Annotated in this window: 12 protein-coding genes; 11 read left to right on the top strand and 1 reads right to left on the bottom strand. The window is 50.0% G+C overall.

The genetic code is table 11. From position 1 onward, the window contains the following. Positions 1-184 precede the first annotated feature (184 nt). The 8 genes from CLV60_RS26940 (at position 185) to CLV60_RS26975 (ending at position 9,383) form a co-directional block, all read left to right on the top strand. The gene (locus tag CLV60_RS26940; RefSeq protein ID WP_106598499.1) at positions 185-1,405 is read left to right on the top strand and encodes an aminotransferase class V-fold PLP-dependent enzyme; all 1,221 of its coding nucleotides are present in this window, start codon (positions 185-187) and stop codon (positions 1,403-1,405) included. Between the two features lie 54 nt (positions 1,406-1,459). Continuing rightward, a complete protein-coding gene (locus CLV60_RS26945; protein WP_106598500.1) occupies positions 1,460-2,713 on the top strand; it encodes an amidohydrolase/deacetylase family metallohydrolase in 1,254 nt (417 codons plus the stop codon). Between the two features lie 104 nt (positions 2,714-2,817). Continuing rightward, entirely contained in the window at positions 2,818-4,551 is a 1,734-nt protein-coding gene (locus tag CLV60_RS26950) for a PQQ-dependent sugar dehydrogenase (protein WP_106598501.1), read from the top strand. 125 nt (positions 4,552-4,676) lie between these two features. Then, positions 4,677-5,108 carry a c-type cytochrome gene (locus CLV60_RS26955; protein ID WP_106598502.1) on the top strand — a complete coding sequence of 144 codons (432 nt, stop codon included), beginning with the start codon at positions 4,677-4,679 and terminating at the stop codon, positions 5,106-5,108. A gap of 64 nt (positions 5,109-5,172) precedes the next feature. Then, entirely contained in the window at positions 5,173-6,654 is a 1,482-nt protein-coding gene (locus CLV60_RS26960) for a PQQ-dependent sugar dehydrogenase (RefSeq protein ID WP_106598503.1), read from the top strand. Between the two features lie 37 nt (positions 6,655-6,691). Continuing rightward, entirely contained in the window at positions 6,692-7,159 is a 468-nt protein-coding gene (locus tag CLV60_RS26965; protein WP_106598504.1) for a RidA family protein, read from the top strand. A 316-nt stretch (positions 7,160-7,475) separates the two neighbouring features. Next, a complete protein-coding gene (locus CLV60_RS26970; RefSeq protein ID WP_106598505.1) occupies positions 7,476-8,087 on the top strand; it encodes an RNA polymerase sigma factor in 612 nt (203 codons plus the stop codon). 120 nt (positions 8,088-8,207) lie between these two features. Beyond that, a complete protein-coding gene (locus tag CLV60_RS26975; protein WP_106598506.1) occupies positions 8,208-9,383 on the top strand; it encodes an acyltransferase family protein in 1,176 nt (391 codons plus the stop codon). Here CLV60_RS26975 and CLV60_RS26980 read toward each other — a convergent pair. Next, positions 9,367-10,320 (bottom strand): type VI immunity family protein, encoded by a 954-nt coding sequence (locus CLV60_RS26980; RefSeq protein ID WP_106598507.1) that lies wholly within the window; start codon positions 10,318-10,320, stop codon positions 9,367-9,369. The genes CLV60_RS26975 and CLV60_RS26980 overlap by 17 nt on opposite strands. 243 nt (positions 10,321-10,563) lie before the next feature. Here CLV60_RS26980 and CLV60_RS26985 point away from each other — a divergent pair, with 243 nt between their 5' ends. The 3 genes from CLV60_RS26985 to CLV60_RS26995 all read left to right on the top strand — a co-directional run bounded on the left by CLV60_RS26985 (position 10,564) and on the right by CLV60_RS26995 (position 16,877). Beyond that, a complete protein-coding gene (locus CLV60_RS26985) occupies positions 10,564-11,661 on the top strand; it encodes a FecR family protein (RefSeq protein WP_106598508.1) in 1,098 nt (365 codons plus the stop codon). Between the two features lie 252 nt (positions 11,662-11,913). Further along, complete coding sequence (locus CLV60_RS26990) at positions 11,914-15,300, top strand: SusC/RagA family TonB-linked outer membrane protein (RefSeq protein ID WP_229211148.1); 3,387 nt, start codon at positions 11,914-11,916, stop codon at positions 15,298-15,300. 14 nt (positions 15,301-15,314) lie between these two features. Next, positions 15,315-16,877, top strand: coding sequence for a SusD/RagB family nutrient-binding outer membrane lipoprotein (locus tag CLV60_RS26995; protein ID WP_106598509.1), 1,563 nt, complete (start codon positions 15,315-15,317; stop codon positions 16,875-16,877). Positions 16,878-16,897 lie beyond the last annotated feature (20 nt).

The following is a 16,897-nucleotide window of genomic DNA, read 5'->3' on the forward strand; positions in this document are numbered from 1 at the left end:
CACCGGAATAAAAAGGCAACGAAACGGGTATTGACCAAAGTTTATTTTTTAAATTTTGGTTTATTAAAAAAATAATCCCACAAAACAGAGTATTGAGCCGCATAAGACGCATCCTTTCTCTGCATACTGTCTGAACCCCTTTTTTGTAAAGCCTTTAACCAATCTATTCAGTCCCTTAACCATTATGATAAACCGTAGAGATCTAATCAAGCATCTGTCCACTGTTCCCCTCCTGGGCGGGTTCCTGGGCAATGGCACTGCCGAGGCTGCGGGCCTCCTGGCCAAGGCGCCTGTCCGTAACCTCGCCAAAGAACTGGGCATCCGTACTTTTATTAATGCAGCGGGTACCTACACTATGATGACCGGCTCTCTCATGCAGGACGATGTGGTGGCAACGATCCAGGGCGCGGCGAAGGAGTTTATGATGCTCGATGAAGTCCAGACCAAGGTAGGCGAGAAAATCGCCGCCATTACCCATGCGGAGTCCGCGGTGGTGACTGCGGGATGCTTTTCGGCACTCACACTCGGCCTCGCAGGCGTGCTCACGGGCATGGACCAGAAGAAAGTGGAAGCATTGCCGCATTTGGAAGGTACCGGTATGAAATCGGAAGTGATTATTCAGAAAGGCCATAACATCGGCTATTCACACGCATTGACCAACACAGGCTGCAAAATTGTGCAGGTTGAAACGGTGGAAGAGTTGCAGAAGGCAATCAACGAAAAGACCGCATTGATGTGGTTTCTCCATATCCAGTCGGACAAAGGGCTGATCAAGCACGAACAGTGGATAGAAATCGCCAAAAAGAACGGCATTCCTACGATGATCGACATGGCGGCGGATGTACCGCCGGTTGAAAACCTTTGGCGTTTCAACGACCTGGGCTTCGACCTCGTGTGCGTATCGGGCGGGAAAGCGATGCGCGGCCCGCAAAGCGCGGGTATCCTGATGGGTAAAAAGCAGTATATCGACGCCGCCCGCCTCAGCATGCCGCCGCGTGGTTCGACGATCGGCCGCGGTATGAAAGTGAATAAAGAAGAGATCCTCGGCATGTATGTTGCGCTCGACAACTTCGTGAAGATGGATCACAAAAAAGAGTGGAAAATATGGGAAGATCGCGTGGCGACCATCGAGAATGCCGTAAAAAGCGTGAAGGGGGTTGTCACCGAAGTAACTGTCCCTGAACTGGGTAACCACACCCCCACATTGAAAGTATCGTGGGATGCCGCCAAAGTAAGCCTGCCTGTGAAAACATTACAGGAAAGCCTGCGGAAAGGCAACCCGTCGATCGAAGTAATGCCCGGCGAGAACAATTCGCTGACCATTACTACCTGGATGCTCAAACCGGGCGAGGAGAAAATCGTGGCGTCCAGATTGAAAGAAGAACTGTCGAAAGCAGTTGTTTAAATATGTACAGTACCATTTAACTCTTCCTAAACCCAAACCTTTTCAAGAAGTAAAATGCAACACAGGTCCATCCTTTTCACATTTCTGGCATGTCTGCTTGGCGTGGTTTCTCATGCCCAGACTTACAGCATACTGATCAAAGGCGGCACGGTGATCGACCCGAAGAACAATATCAATCAGGTGATGGATGTCGGTATTTTCGAAGGGAAGGTCAAAAAAGTGGCGAAGGATATCGATCCGAAGGAGGCTCGCCAGGTGGTAGATGCCAAAGGGATGTATGTCACACCCGGATTGATCGATATCCATGGACACGTGTTTTTTGGTACCGAGCCAAACCATTACCTCAGTAATGGTTTGGTGGCGTTACCACCCGACGGCTTCACCTTCCGCGTGGGCGTGACTACGATCGTCGACGCGGGCGGTGCCGGCTGGGATTCGTTTTCGGAGTTTAAGAATAATGTGATTTTCAATTCTAAAACCCGTGTACTTTCCTTCCTGAACATCGTGGGACAAGGCATGCGCGGCGGCAACTGGGAGCAGGACACGGCCGATATGGACCCGAACCTGGCTGCGGGCGTCGCCATTAAAAACCGTAACGATGTAGTCGGCTTCAAAGTAGCCCATTTCCAGGGTAAGGACTGGAAACCGGTGGATAATGCGGTGAAAGCCGGTAAATTAGCTAATATGCCCGTTATGGTGGATTTCGGAGGTAGTACGCCTCCCCTTCCGCTGGAAGAGCTGTTCATGAAACACCTTCGCCCGGGCGACATTTATACACACGCATACACATTGCTCGAAGGCAATATCAGAGAAACCATTGTGGATGAAGCCACGCAAAAAGTAAAACCGTTCGCGATCGAGGCACGCAAGAGAGGGATCGTGTTTGATGTGGGCTACGGCGGCGCAAGCTTCAACTACTCACAGGCGATCCCGGCAATGAAAGCCGGTTTTTACCCGACAACCATCAGCACCGACCTTCACACAGGCAGCATGAACGGCTCAATGAAGGATATGCTGAGCATTATGTCGAAATTCTATAACATGGGCATGGATCTGCCGGCGATCATCAAGGCCAGCACCTGGGAGCCTGCAAAAGTGATACACCGCGAACAGCTCGGCCATATTACCGAAGGCGCCATCGCCGATGTGGCTGTTTTTTCAATGCGGAAAGGTAACTTCGGCTTTTACGACAAAACCGGCTACAAAGTAGAAGGCAAAGAAAAACTCGAATGTGAACTGACCGTCATGGGCGGAAAAATAGTTTATGATTTGAACGGCATTACATCGCCGATATATTTGACGAAATAAAGTAATCGGCGGTCGGCGGTCAGTCGTCGGCGGTCAAATCCTGACCACCGACCGCTGACGACCGACCGCCGACAACAATCACCTGGACCCCTCTTAATTGACCTATGTTTAAGAAACGCTTGAAATTGTCTGCTTTCCTCCTGGTGCTGCTGGCGCTTGGATTTACGCAGCATTCCGACCGGGATTTGCCGGTTGTTAATACCAAAAACGGCGGCTTGTTTTTGCCGGATGGATTTGAGGCTACAGTGGTGGTCGATAGCCTTCCGGGCCGTGCGCGGCACATTGCGGTGAACGACAATGGCGATATTTACGTCAAAGCACGGTTTGCCGACAAGGGTGAATCCGTCATCGCCCTGCGTGATACGAACAATGACGGGCGTGCCGACATTATCAAGCGTTTTGGCGGCGCTGCCAAGGAACGCGCCTATGGAACGGCCATGCGCATTTACAAGGGTTACCTGTATTTCAGCTCCGAACTGGTTGTTTATCGCTACAAACTCACTCCCGGAAAGCTCGTTCCGGAAAGTCCGGAAGAGGTGATATTGACCGACGATCACCCGCACGGCATGCACGAGCACATCGCGAAGCCCATCACATTTGATGATAAGGGCTTTATGTACGTGCCTTTCGGTGCGAATTCCAATGCGTGCCAGGAACAAAACCGCACCCCGGGCTCCAAAGGCATGGACCCGTGCCCTATCCTGGAAGATCACGGCGGTATCTGGAAATTCGATGCGAACAAGACCGGACAGTTGCAGAAAGATGGTACCAAATTCGCTACCGGCCTGAGAAGCGTAGTGGCACTGGACTGGAATTTCCAGGACAACAACCTATATGCAGTTCAGCACGGCCGCGACGACCTTTTGCGCCTCTGGCCGCAGCTCTATAATGGCTGGCAGAGTGCTATGCTACCCTCGGAAGAGTTTTTAAGAATTAAAGAAGGTACGCACGCCGGCTGGCCCTATTGCTATTGGGACCAAATGCAAGCCAAGAAGGTGTTGAACCCGGAATATGGCGGTGATGGTAAAATGGTAGGTCAATGCGACCAGTACGAGAAGCCTTTGATCGGTTTCCCCGGCCACTGGGCACCTAATGATATCCTTTTTTATCAGGGCAGCCAATTTCCTGAGCATTATAAAAACGGCTCGTTCATCGCGTTTCACGGCTCTACCAACCGGGCACCGTATCCGCAATCAAGCTATTTCATTGGTTTTGTACCATTTAAAAACGGGCAGGTTGCGGGCGAGTACGAGGTTTTTGCAGATGGTTTCGCAGGCCTCGATCCTATCGTGAATGTAAGCGACGCTGTTTACCGCCCAATGGGTATTGCAATGGGTCCCGATGGCTCGATCTACCTCGCTGAAACTGAAAAAGGTAAGATCTGGAAAGTGACCTACAAAGGCAACAAGAAGAAATTCGCCAACGCCGCACTGGCGAAAATGGAACAGCGCAAGACCATGACGCATATCCGCACGCCTGATTTCGTTAACGACAACCTGGATAAGGACAAACCCGTTGCGGGCGGAAAAGTTTACAGCGTGTATTGCACCGCCTGCCACCAACGCAACGGCATGGGCGACTCGCAGCGTTTCCCGCCGCTGGGAGGTGCAGAATGGGTTACCGGCGACAAAGAGCGACTGATCAAGGTGTTGCTGAATGGTTTGGAAGGCCCTATCGAGGTAAAGGGACAGGCGTATAACAACGTAATGCCCCAACACAGCTTTTTGAAAGACGAAGAAATTTCAGAGGTATTGACCCACATCCGGAGCAACTTCGGAAACAATGCGAGCCCTGTCACGACGGAAGAAGTGGCCAAAGTGCGGGCATCGATCAAGTAACAAGACATTACGCCATTCATCTCCCAACCCCGTTTAAGCGGATATTACTCTCCGGCAATTGAGTGTTCCTTAGAGGGGTTGGGGGAAGAATGGCAAAGTAGCCAATTTACCTTTTCTGTATATTCATGTTGAAAAACAACATTATAGCCGCAAGCTTCATTGTACTTTCCGGAATCGGCCTCGCCGGATTTTCATCCGAAAAGCACACTTACACACACAACACCCAGGAGCCCTGGAAGGCACCTGCCTGGGCGGATACGCTGAAAAGCCCTTACCATGAAGAGCCGCTTACGCTCGCGCAAGGCGAAGAACTGTTTACATTGTACTGCTCTTCCTGTCACGGCGAAACCGGTTACGGCGACGGCGCCGCAGGCGGTGCATTGGGCCAGAAGCCAGCCAACTTTCACGACACGCTGGTAAAAGCTCAAAGCGATGGTTCACTCTTCTGGAAGATGTCCAACGGCCGTGGTAACATGCCGCCTTTCCAGGATGTGTTCACCGCCGAGCAGCGCTGGCAACTCGTGGCCTATATCCGGCACTTGGGCAAAACCGAGTAAAATTGACCACCGACAGCGGACCGCCGATACCCAACCGCCAGAATTACTAAACCCCTTAAACACTATGTTACATTACAGCCGCATTATCAAGTCCGGATTCACGTCGGCGCTCGCCTTGGGCATGACGTTCCATGTTTTCGGACAACAACGGGAGGTCACCACATCTGTCCCCAAAGCACTTCGCGACGACATTACCATTGAAGAGTACATGAAAGTAGAACCGGAAGCCGTTCGCCTGATCCAGCACCCGGTAACCGGTGAAATGTACTACACTACGTTTTTCGGAGATGTCGTTAAAATCGTGATCGAGGACGGCAAGCCTGTGAGCAAAAAGCTGCTTTCTGTCGAAGACCACGGCATTCCACGCCTGCAAGGAGCTGCATTTCATGGCAATACCCTCTTCCTCGCCGGGAATGTGAGCGTCAACAACAACAAAGGCAACAAAGGCCGGATGGTCCGCTACGAAATGAAGCAAGGCGTCGAGAAACCGGAAATGACGGTCGTGTTCAATACTGTTGAATACGGCGCCAACAAAACCACCTTCGACCATGGCTGGAACGCACTGGAAATCAGTCCCGACGGCAAATACATTTACGTGAACACCGGCGCGCGCACCGACCACGGCGAGGTCCAGGACAATGGCGGGGAATATCCGAATGCACGTGACAATGCGCTCACTGCAAACATTTTCCGATTCCCGATCAATTCCAAAGACCTCTTGCTGTCAACGGATCTTGCGAAACTAAAAGCCGACGGCTACATTTTCGCGGAAGGCATCCGTAATGCGTACGACATGGCTTTCGATGCCAAAGGCAATCTTTTTGCCGTTTCCAACTCCGGCGATTACGATCACCCCGAGGACATGTTCTGGGTAAGGAAGGGCCATCATTACGGTTTTCCCTGGGTAATGGGCGGCATTGAAAACCCGCAGCAATTCCCGGATTTTAACCCGGACCCGGAAAAGGACCCTTTCCTGAGCAAGTTTGCATTCGCATTCCTCATGAAGTACTTCCACAACGACCCCGACTTCCCGAAACGCCCTGCCGGCGTAAAATTCTCGCCTTCGGTACAGAACATGGGCCCGGACGCCAACGAGTACCGCGACCGTAAAACCGGCGTAGTTATGGACGGGGATACCACTGGTGTTACGGTGGGTACTTTCAATGCACACTCGTCGCCGCTCGGCCTTTTCTTTGACACCCACAATGCGTTGGGCAAAGAGTTCACCGGCGACGGCTTCGTGATCCGCTATACCGGTGGTCCGCGCAACGGCGTCGTTAATCCGAACCCACTGCGCCGTTACGGTAAAGACCTGCTTCACCTGGAAATGGTTTACGATAAAAAGACCGACAATTACAAAACCAAAACCACCAGCATCATCAACAACTTCACGGCCCCTACCGACGCCCTGCTAGTTGGTAACACACTGTATGTGATCGAATATGGCGGTAAGCAAGGCGGTAATAAAGCGGGCGGAAGCCTTTGGAAAATAACATTGCCAGCCAATGACAAACTGGCGAAAAAAGCCAAAAAGAAAACTTCGTAATACATCTCGTTCTACATATAACTCTAATTAATCTGTTATGAAATCTGAAAGAAGATCTCTTATCAAAAAGCTTTTTGCATCGGTTGCCGGCATCGCGGGCATCGGCGCTGTATCAAAAGTGCAGGCAGCAGTACCTGCACCGGCACCTGAAAAAGAAGTGGGCGACGTAGAAATGTATCAGGATGTGCCTCTTTTCTCGGGCCATACCAAGTTTAATAACCTCGTTTTCGTAGCCGGTAAGGGTGCACACTTCGACGGCGATATTACCGCTCACACCAAGCACGTACTCGACGAGTTGGAAAAAGAGCTGATCAAAGCAGGTTCTTCAATGGAAAAAGTATTGAAATGCTCCGTATTTCTCCACGACCTGAACGACTACAAAGCCATGAACGAAGCCTACAAGGGCCGTTTCGGCAGCAAGCCGCCATGCCGCACCACGGTGGCAGTGTACGGCGGCGTACCAGGAGACTCCTTGGTTGAGATTGACTGTATTGCTTACGTTTAGAATTAGGAGGAGGAAAGGGAGGAAGGAGAAAAGGGAGGAGGGACGAAGGTTATGCTCTCCCTCGCCACTTTCTTCCTTCCTCCCTTTCCTCCATCCTCCTTTCCTCCCTTTCCTCCCTCCTCCCCTTTCTCCCTTTCCTCCTAATTCAAGCAGTTACAAATCCGGCAGAACGGACACATACGACCCTTTTGGAAAATTTTTATTTCGGAATAATACAATTAACCAGGATTAAATTCGCTCACAAAAAATAAAGTCGGACTTATATTTTAGATTATGGCGATTTAACAGTTAATTTGTTTAACTGACCCGACAAGAATTGAACAAGAAACAACGCATCGCTGAGGAGAATGAAATTCTTTTAAATCTCTGGCACCAAAGCCAGGGCGGGGACAGTCTGGCATTTTGTCAACTTGCCGACAAACAATACCGCACGCTTTTCAATTACGCCTGCAATTTCACCGCCGACAGGGAGTTCATCAAAGACGCGATCCAGGATCTGATGATTCACATCTGGGAGAGGCGGCAGAACATTCAAATACAGTTCGTTACTATTTACTTCCTGCGTGCTTTACGCAACCAGCTCATGCAGGAATTCCGGCGCAGCAACGGGTCCCACCCATTCCTGGACATCGACGAAGCTCACCAGGTTTCCGATTATCAGACAGTCGAAACCGAAATTGAACGGAAGGAACTACTGAGTGAAAATCAGGTCAAAGTGCGGTGCGCCATCGAAGAACTCCCCCGTCGCCAAAAAGAGGCCGTTTTCCTTAAATACTTCGAGGGGATGGACAACGAACAGATCGCCGATCTCATGCAGGTAAACCGGCAATCGGTAGCCAACCTCCTTTTCAAGGCAATCACCGCGCTGAAACAGCACATTCATCCTATCAGCAACCTGCTGTTGCTTTGTTTTGCGCTGCAATTCTAGCCTCCGGACGCGAATTCCTTCGTTTCGACCGAAGCTCCTGCCTAAAACTTTCCATTATCTCGTCGCCGTATGCAACCGGGCTTTCATTTAATGCATCCTTTCGGTAACAACCCGTAGCCCATGCAACAAGCCCCCAGCCGAACTCTCTGGATTGACTACCTCCGCTCATTTCTGACCGTTCTGGTGGTTGCCCACCACTCCTCCCTCGCCTATACCACATTCGCAAGCTTCGACAAGGTTGCGTACATCCGGTCTACCCACCCTGTGGTGGACGCACAGCGCTGGATCGGCCTGGACATCTTCGAGAACTTCAACGATGTGTTCTTCATGTCGCTGATGTTCCTCATCGCTGGGTTATTCGTCATCAAAAGCATTCAGCGTAAAGGCCCCGGCGCATTTATCCGCGACAGGTTCTACCGGTTGTTTATTCCATTTCTGATCGGCGGTACCATTCTGAACCTTATCGCACATTACCCTTCCTACGTACTCGCGCACGAGAGCACAGGCTTGCGCGCATATGTGGAAGACTTTTTCATCGTGGAGCAATGGCCCGTCGGACCGCCATGGTTTATATGGGTGCTGTTTGTGTTCAACATTGCATTCGCGTTCCTCTACGTCCTTTTCCGGCCAAAGTTTGCGGCGCCAGTAAACTTCGATTCCAGCAAATACAAACCCGGCAGGATAGTCCTATGGTGGTTCTTATTCACATTTGCACTGTACGTCCCATTTGCATTCTGGCTGGGCCCATACAAGTGGACAGGCTTCGGCCCGTTCGACTTTCAAATCAGCCGCGCAGCATTGTACTTCGGCTATTTCCTGCTGGGAACCTGGCTGGGTAAGGTGAATTTCAACGAAACGATGTTCGGCTCTTCCGCTCCGCTCGTCCGTCGCTGGCCGCTCTGGCTTGTTGCGTGCGGACTGGTCTATACGTCACTTACCATCGCATCGCCATACCTGACCACGCTCGTCAAAACCGGAGCATTGACGGAGTTTCAAGGATACTTCGTTTACTTCACCATCTACGTTTTGTCCTGCACATTCAGCTGCATCGCCTTCATGACTGCATTCCGCGCTTTGGCCAAAAGGCACCAATGGGCCTGGGACTCGCTCTCCGACCACGCCTATCTTATTTACCTGCTGCACTATCCGTTTGTTCTTTGGATGCAGTATTGGTTACTGGAAGTGCCACTTCCGGCATTCGCTAAGTTTTTGATCACATTCCTGACAGCATTTGTCGGAAGTTATTTATCAGGCTATTTGCTTAGGAAAATACCTATTGTCAGGAAGTATATTTAATTGGAGGAAACCAGTCAAAACGCCTAAACCATTGCGTTGTACTTTTTTGATCGAAACCTAAGAGCGGTGCATGCTCATAGCAGCAAATGTGCCTTAGTACACTAAAAAGCTTCTTGTAATGGGCAATTCCCGCCCCGCATAAGTTATCGCCAACTCCGGGTTGTGGGCCCGCCTGAATTAAAAGTCCCTTTGTGTAAGAATGAAAAATAAATTCATTTCCCAGGTCTTTTCGCATCCAATCGACCCCTCCTAGCTGTTCGATCCAGCGATCACCCAGACAAGTGAGCCAATTAACGCCTTTGATTGTGTTCTGTAAATACAGAATATGGCTAGCCGGATAATCAACCTCCAAACCGGGAAAACGTTGTGCCAACACCCGAATCTGTTGAGAAATGCTCATTTCCTTTTTTGCGTCAGGTGAGGCCAAAACTGCAAACCCGCCACTTCCATGCAACGGCTGCAAGATGTCGCACCAATTAGTAAAGAGCTTTGGCACATCAAATGCAGGCTGATCAATAAAAAACGTTATCGGCAATGCAACATTCAAAAAACTTAGCTTATGACCCGGCGCCATAGATGGATAGCCGAATGCCTGAACTCTCCATGGAGAGCAACTGTCATAAGTCTTGCCTCCATGATAATAATATTGCCAAACATCCTGATGAGTGTCTATAAGCCAGGAACTCGGGCTCAGGCTCGGCTCAAAGGGCTTCCAAGTATATTTCTTGGGATGAGTACCCCACATCAATGGCGCATCGAAAATTCGTCGATACTCATCAAACAGATCTACACAGGCTCGACGTTTGGCAGACAAATGCCCATCCTCAAAATACAACGTCACATAAAACGATAGGCACAAGAGCGTCTCATCGCCGTTTTTCGGCAACAACGAATCAACTATTTCCTTACAGATCAGAACGTCGTCTCCGATAACCATGAAATTCAAAATCAGTTTATGACAGGCCCGGACTGTGCCCAGGCTTACGGAAAATCAAGGCAAATAATCTAATTCCCTACATTAATAAAAGCGGCGTTTATCAGAAGGTTGCGTTGGAACTCTAACGGTACATTACTTCGGAAGCTCTCTCATTTTTTTTAAAAAATTAATTTCCAAAAAGAGAGTATCGGCGTAATGTTCTCGCATCCTTATTAAAATTAGCCATATTATTATTTGCCTGATATGCTCCATTACCGCAATTTTCTTCCGGAGGAACTGGCCGCCGATCCATCTTTCAGACGCTGGGTGTTGTTCAACGACCCTGCCGATGAGGCCGTATGGACCGATTGGCTGGAACATAATCCGGATAAACTGGACCTCGTCAACAGTGCCCGGAATTTCCTGGCAACGACGGAAGCGGCATTCGATCGTATTTCGGATGAGGAAGTGGCTAATGAAATTTACAGGCTATCGCATGCCATCGGTGAAAATAATGCAAAAAAATCATCTATATGGCTGCGTTTCAGGCCAAACTGGTACCATATGGCGGCTTCGGTGCTGATCCTGATGTTTGCCGGATGGTGGTACAACAAGCAAACGCTCTCCCAAAAGCAGTCGGATCAGTATAAAGTGATCCTGAGCCAGATCAAGGAGCCGCTGATCGAGGCGGTGAACTCGGGGAAAGAGGCCAGGCTGGTGATTCTGGAAGACGGCAGCTCGGTGCTCCTGCAACCCGACAGCCGCATTACCTACCCGCGCCGGTTCGAAGGCCGTAAACGGGAAGTGTTCCTGAGAGGGGAAGCGTTCTTTGAAGTGGCCAAAAATCCCGACAAACCTTTTTACGTGTATGCACATACGCTTGCGACGAAAGTATTGGGTACGAGCTTCAAAGTAAGTGCATTCGACGACCAGGAGGTGAAAGTGGTCGTAAAAACGGGTAAAGTATCGGTATTCCCTATGACGAAGGAAGCCATTGCCAGCCAGCATGCGGATGATAAGCTCGGCGGAATGGTGTTGACGCCCAACCAGCAAATTACATTCGCACCCAACGAGTTACGACTTACAAGAAGCCTTATTCCAGATCCCAAACTTCTGGAATTACCGATACAGAGACAGTCATTTGAATTCAAGGGAACGCCAATCACCGAAGTGTTTGCGGCATTGGAAAAATCATACGGTGTGAAGATCGTTTTCGATGCGGAGGTGATGCAGAACTGTTACCTCACCGCATCGCTTTCCGACGAGCCGCTGTTCGAGAAGATCAGCCTGATTTGCAAGACGATCGGCGCACAGTATGAACAGCTCGATGCCAGCATCATCATCAACAGTAAAGGATGTTAATGAAAATACCTTTCTCTCAATACTTTATGACAAATTCACCTCTGCCTATGACCCAAAACCACTACTAATTTCTATTCTACAAAAAAGGTCGATGATGCTGCAACACCACCGACCCGATTAATCCCCCCGCTTGTGTACGCTTAACAGCATCTGATAGAGGCTGCTATGGGAATCATTATGCCGAATTTTAACCCGACAAAAATCAAAATTATGTCAAAAAGAGTACAATTTCACCATGCTTTACAGAAAATCATGCGCATTACTCTGTATCAAGCCCTGCTCTCCATCGCGTTCAGCACTTTCGTTCATGCGAACGACGTGCGCGGACAGCGTGTGTTAGAACAAAAAGTGACTTTGCGTTTAGCCAATTCCGAGATTGACAAGGCATTAGAGAAGATCGAGAATGTGACGAAGGTTAAGTTCATGTACAACCCTCAGATCTTCAACAATCAAAAAGCATCCTATAAATTTCAGGACGAATCGTTATCCGAAGTTCTCAGTAAAATTCTGACCCCGCATAAAGTTATTTACGAAGTGGTTCAGGACCGCATTATCCTGCGCCGCGAACAGGCACCTATTGAAGAAAATGCATCCAAAACAGCTCCCAAACGCAACGTAACGGGAAACGTTAAAGACGAGACCGGCGTTGGTCTGCCCGGCGTGAGCGTACTCGTGAAAGGTACCCAGCGTGGTACTTCGTCGGATGGGGAGGGAAACTTCTCGCTGGAAATCCCCGATGGCGAAGTTGAAACAGCGGTCCTGATTTTCAGCTTCGTAGGTTACACGTCGCAAGAAGTGACGGTAGGAAATCAGACTGCCGTAAATGTACAGCTAGCTCCCGAAGCAAAGGCGTTGAATGAAGTAGTGGTAACGGCTTTGGGTATCGCCAAAGAGAAAAAGGCATTGGCCTACGCGGTGACCGAAGTGAAAGGGGCTGAATTTACACAGGCTCGTGAGAATAACATCGGTAATGCGCTGACCGGTAAAATCGCCGGTGTGAACGCGACAGGTATGGCCACAGGCCCTGGTGGATCGAGCCGCATTGTAATCCGCGGTAACGGTTCCTTGAATGGTAACAACCAGCCTTTGTACGTAATTAATGGTATGCCGATGGACAACACCACGCCCGGCGGAACCGCTGCCGACGGTAACGGTATGAACGTTGACCGCGGAGACGGTATCGGTGGTATCAACCCGGACGATATCGAGTCGATCAGCGTTTTGAAAGGTGGTCCGGCGGCGGCCCTTTATGGTGCCCGCGCTTCGAACGGTGTGATTTTGATTACCACGAAAAAAGGACGTGCGCAAAAAGGCATCGGTGTGGAGATCAACAGCAACACCACATTTGAAAGCCTTGCGGTAATCCCGAAATGGCAATATGAATACGGCCAGGGTGTGGATGGTGTAAAACCGACATCACTGGATCAGGCCAAAAGCACAGGACGTCTGTCTTACGGCGCCAAAATGGATGGACAGCCTACTATTCAGGTCGATGGACAAATGCACCCGTATTCACCACAGAAAAACAACCTGAAAAACTTCTATAATACAGGAACGAACTACATTAACTCGGTAGCATTGACAGGCGGCAGCCAGGCTATCAACTTCCGTTTGGGTTTGAACAACACCAAATCAAATAGCGTAGTACCGAACTCTTCATTCGTACGCCGCATTGCGAACCTGAACCTGAATGCATTTCTGGGTAAAAAACTAAGCCTCGAAACAGTTTTCCAATACAACCTCGAACAAGGAACCAACCGTCCGAAAGTAGGTTACGCAGATATGAACCCGCACTGGGCGACATACCTGGTTGCCAACGTGGTAGATATCCGCAGCTTAGCTCCCGGATATGACGCCGTGACTGGTAAAGAATTGGAATGGAACCCGGTACCCGCTGCGCCAAACCCTTATTTTGTGGTTAATAAATTCAAAAACGATGATACCAAGCACCGCTTTTTGAGCCAGGGAAGCCTTCGTTACGACATTCTGGAAAACCTGTACGTAAAAGGTAGCGTGAGCCAGGATTTTTACAGCTTCACCTCTGAATACGTGCAGCCGACCAACAACGCATTCTTCCCCCGCGGAACCTATGAAGGAAGAAAAACCACCTCTTCCGAAACCAACGGTATGGTGACCGTGAACTATAACAAAGAGTTCGAAAACGTGAGCTTCTCAGCCATGGCCGGTGCCAATGCACAGCGCAGCGTTTTTGATCAGACTGTCATCGCAGGTAGCGAATTTACCATACCTTATTTTTACAGCTATACCAACCTGGCTGCAATGACCACCACGCCGACTTACATGAAAAGCGCGATCAACTCGCTCTTCGGTTCGGTTGACTTCGGTTACAAAGGTCTGGCTTATCTGACCGTTTCGGGCCGTCAGGACTGGTTCTCGGTTTTGAACCCTAAGAGCAACCACATTTTCTACCCGTCGATCGGTGGTTCGGTGATCCTCTCGGAAGCTATCAACCTGCCTTCGGCGATCAGCTTTGCAAAATTGCGCGGTTCATGGGCGCAAGTGGGTGGTGCTACTGTGAATGCATACCAGATTTATCAGTATTACAATATGCAGCAAGGCGGCCACAATGGCCAGCCGGTACAAGGCCTAGCTTCTTCGCAGGTACCTAACCCTGACCTGAAACCTTTGACCTCAACTACCTACGAAGGAGGTTTGGAAGCTAAATTCCTGCACAACCGTTTGGGATTGGATGTGACTTTGTACAACAGAAAAACGACTGACGACATCGTTACGACCAACATTGCATTGTCTTCGGGTTATACCTCGGCTTTGTTGAACGTTGGTGAGCTGAGCAACAAAGGGATCGAACTCTTGATCACAGGTACTCCGGTTCAGAAAACGAATTTCAGCTGGGATGTGAGCTATAACATGGCCTACAACAAAAGCAAAATCGAGCGTTTGGCCGACGGGATCAACCAGGTAGACATTGGCACCGGTGTAGGTGGTGGTATCGTTCGTAACGCCATCAACAGACCATACGGAACGGTTTGGGGCTACCGCAAGAAGACCGATGCATCAGGCAATATCGTGTACAACCCGTCGAGCGGTTACGCTGTGCGGGGCGACCTGGAAGAGATCGGACAGGGAACACCTCCTTTGACGATGGGGATCACCAACAATTTCCGTTACAAAAACTTCTCCCTGAATGTATTGGTGGATGGTAAATTCGGAAGCATTGTGTACTCAAACCTTTATCAGTATGCCTACCGCTTCGGTTTGCCGGTTGAAACACTGCCAGGACGTGAAACGGGCGTAACCGTACAGGGTGTAACAGCAGAAGGCGCTCCTTATACCAAAACCTGGGAGAAAAAGGATGTGGATACTTACTACGACAACGACAAGAACTATACAGCGATGTTTATGTTCAACAACGACTTCATCAAGCTTCGTCAGGTCGTGCTGAGCTACAACATCCCGGTCAACAAGCTGGCGTTCCTGAAACTGCAATCGGCTTCCGTGTCATTCGTAGCACGTAACCTGGCCATCCTTTTCAAAGACAAGAAACAACAGTACTTCGATCCGGAATCGAGCTACACCAGCACCAATGCACAGGGTCTGGAAGCATTTGGTGTACCAAGAACCCGCAGTATGGGCGTGAACCTGATGGTGAAATTCTAAACTTGAACTGTACGATGAAAAGCTTATTTCAAAAACTCATATATGCGGCCCCGTTGGCCATGATGATTACTTCCTGCGATAAAGGGTTCGAGGAAATGAACGTCGACCCCAATAAATACTCGAAGGTAGTTCCCGAATTTATGTTCACCCGGGCGCAGCTCGACGGCGTGTCCACGAACTTCACCGGCGCTGCTTACCTGACGATCGGCCAGTCCATGCAGCATTTTGCCACCTACAAAGAGGTGCCTGCCGCGGGTGACAAGTACTTCAATTTCACCTATTCGCAAGGAAGCTGGAATGCGTATGCCGGCACCGCGCAAGGCCAGGGCTCGGTCATTTCGATCAACCAGGTTATCGACGCGGTGAAAAATGATCCGTTGGCTGTGAACAAACTGTCGGCAGCCAGGATATGGAGGGCATATATTTTCCATCGCCTCACGGATGTCTACGGTGACATTCCTTATTTCGATGCAGGCAAGGCATTAACCGACAAAAACTACGGCCCCAAGTACGACACCCAGCAGGCGATTTATGCAGACATGCTGAAAGAGCTGGACGAGTCCATCGCGGCTTTCGACGCGAGCAAGGCCAACTTTGCCAGCGCCGACCTGATGTACGGAGGCAAAATCGACCAATGGAAAAAATTCGCGTACTCGCTCATGCTTCGCCTGGGCATGCGTTTGACGGAAGTCGACAATGCCATGGCTAAAACCTGGGTACAAAAAGCGATCGCAGGCGGTGTGATCCTGGAAGACGTGGATCGTGCGATTATCGGCTACGTGGACGGTTCGCAAACTTTGAGCCGCAATTTCATCGCTAACGGATTGATGAACACAGATTACACCACTCCGGGCGGCGACAACGTGGAAGGCGGAAAATTCGCCAAAACATTTATCGACTATTTGAAAACGACCAATGATCCACGCCTGAACGTAGTCTCGATCGTGTGGCGCGAGGTAGCCAAGGACACTTATGTAGCCGATACTTCAACCGTTTTGCAAAAGGGAATGCCTAATGCGGCCTTCAACAGCCGTCCTGCGGAATTCAACACGTTCTCCGAACCTAATCCGGCTACCGTTTTGCGCTACGCATCCCCGCTGATCGTGTTTGGGAATGCAGAAACCAACCTGTTGCTGGCCGAGGCAGCTGTGCGTGGATGGTACACAGGCAGCACGGCGAAAGCTACTTATGAGGCTGCTGTGAAGGCCGGGCTTCGTCAGTGGGCACTTTTCGGTGCAGCAGGTATGATCTCCGATGCTAAAATCAATGCCTATGTTGCTAACAACCCATACAACGCAACCGGCACCGTAGCACAGCAAATCGAGCAGATCGCTACGCACAAATGGGTGGCACTGTTCCTCGAAGACGAATATGAGATCTTCTCGAACTGGCGCCGCACCGGCTATCCCAAGCTGACGCCAACCAATTATCCCGGCAACATCACAGGCGGTAAAATACCTACCCGCTTCGTGATTCCCGACTCGGAAGAGCAGTATAACAATGTCAATTTCCTCGAAGCGCGTTCCCGCCAGGGCGGTACCAACACATTTTCGAGTGTAGTTTGGTGGGATAAATAAGCGGAGCCCATGCCCTGCCT

Source organism: Dyadobacter jiangsuensis, from assembly GCF_003014695.1.
Taxonomy (GTDB): Bacteria; Bacteroidota; Bacteroidia; order Cytophagales; family Spirosomataceae; genus Dyadobacter; species Dyadobacter jiangsuensis.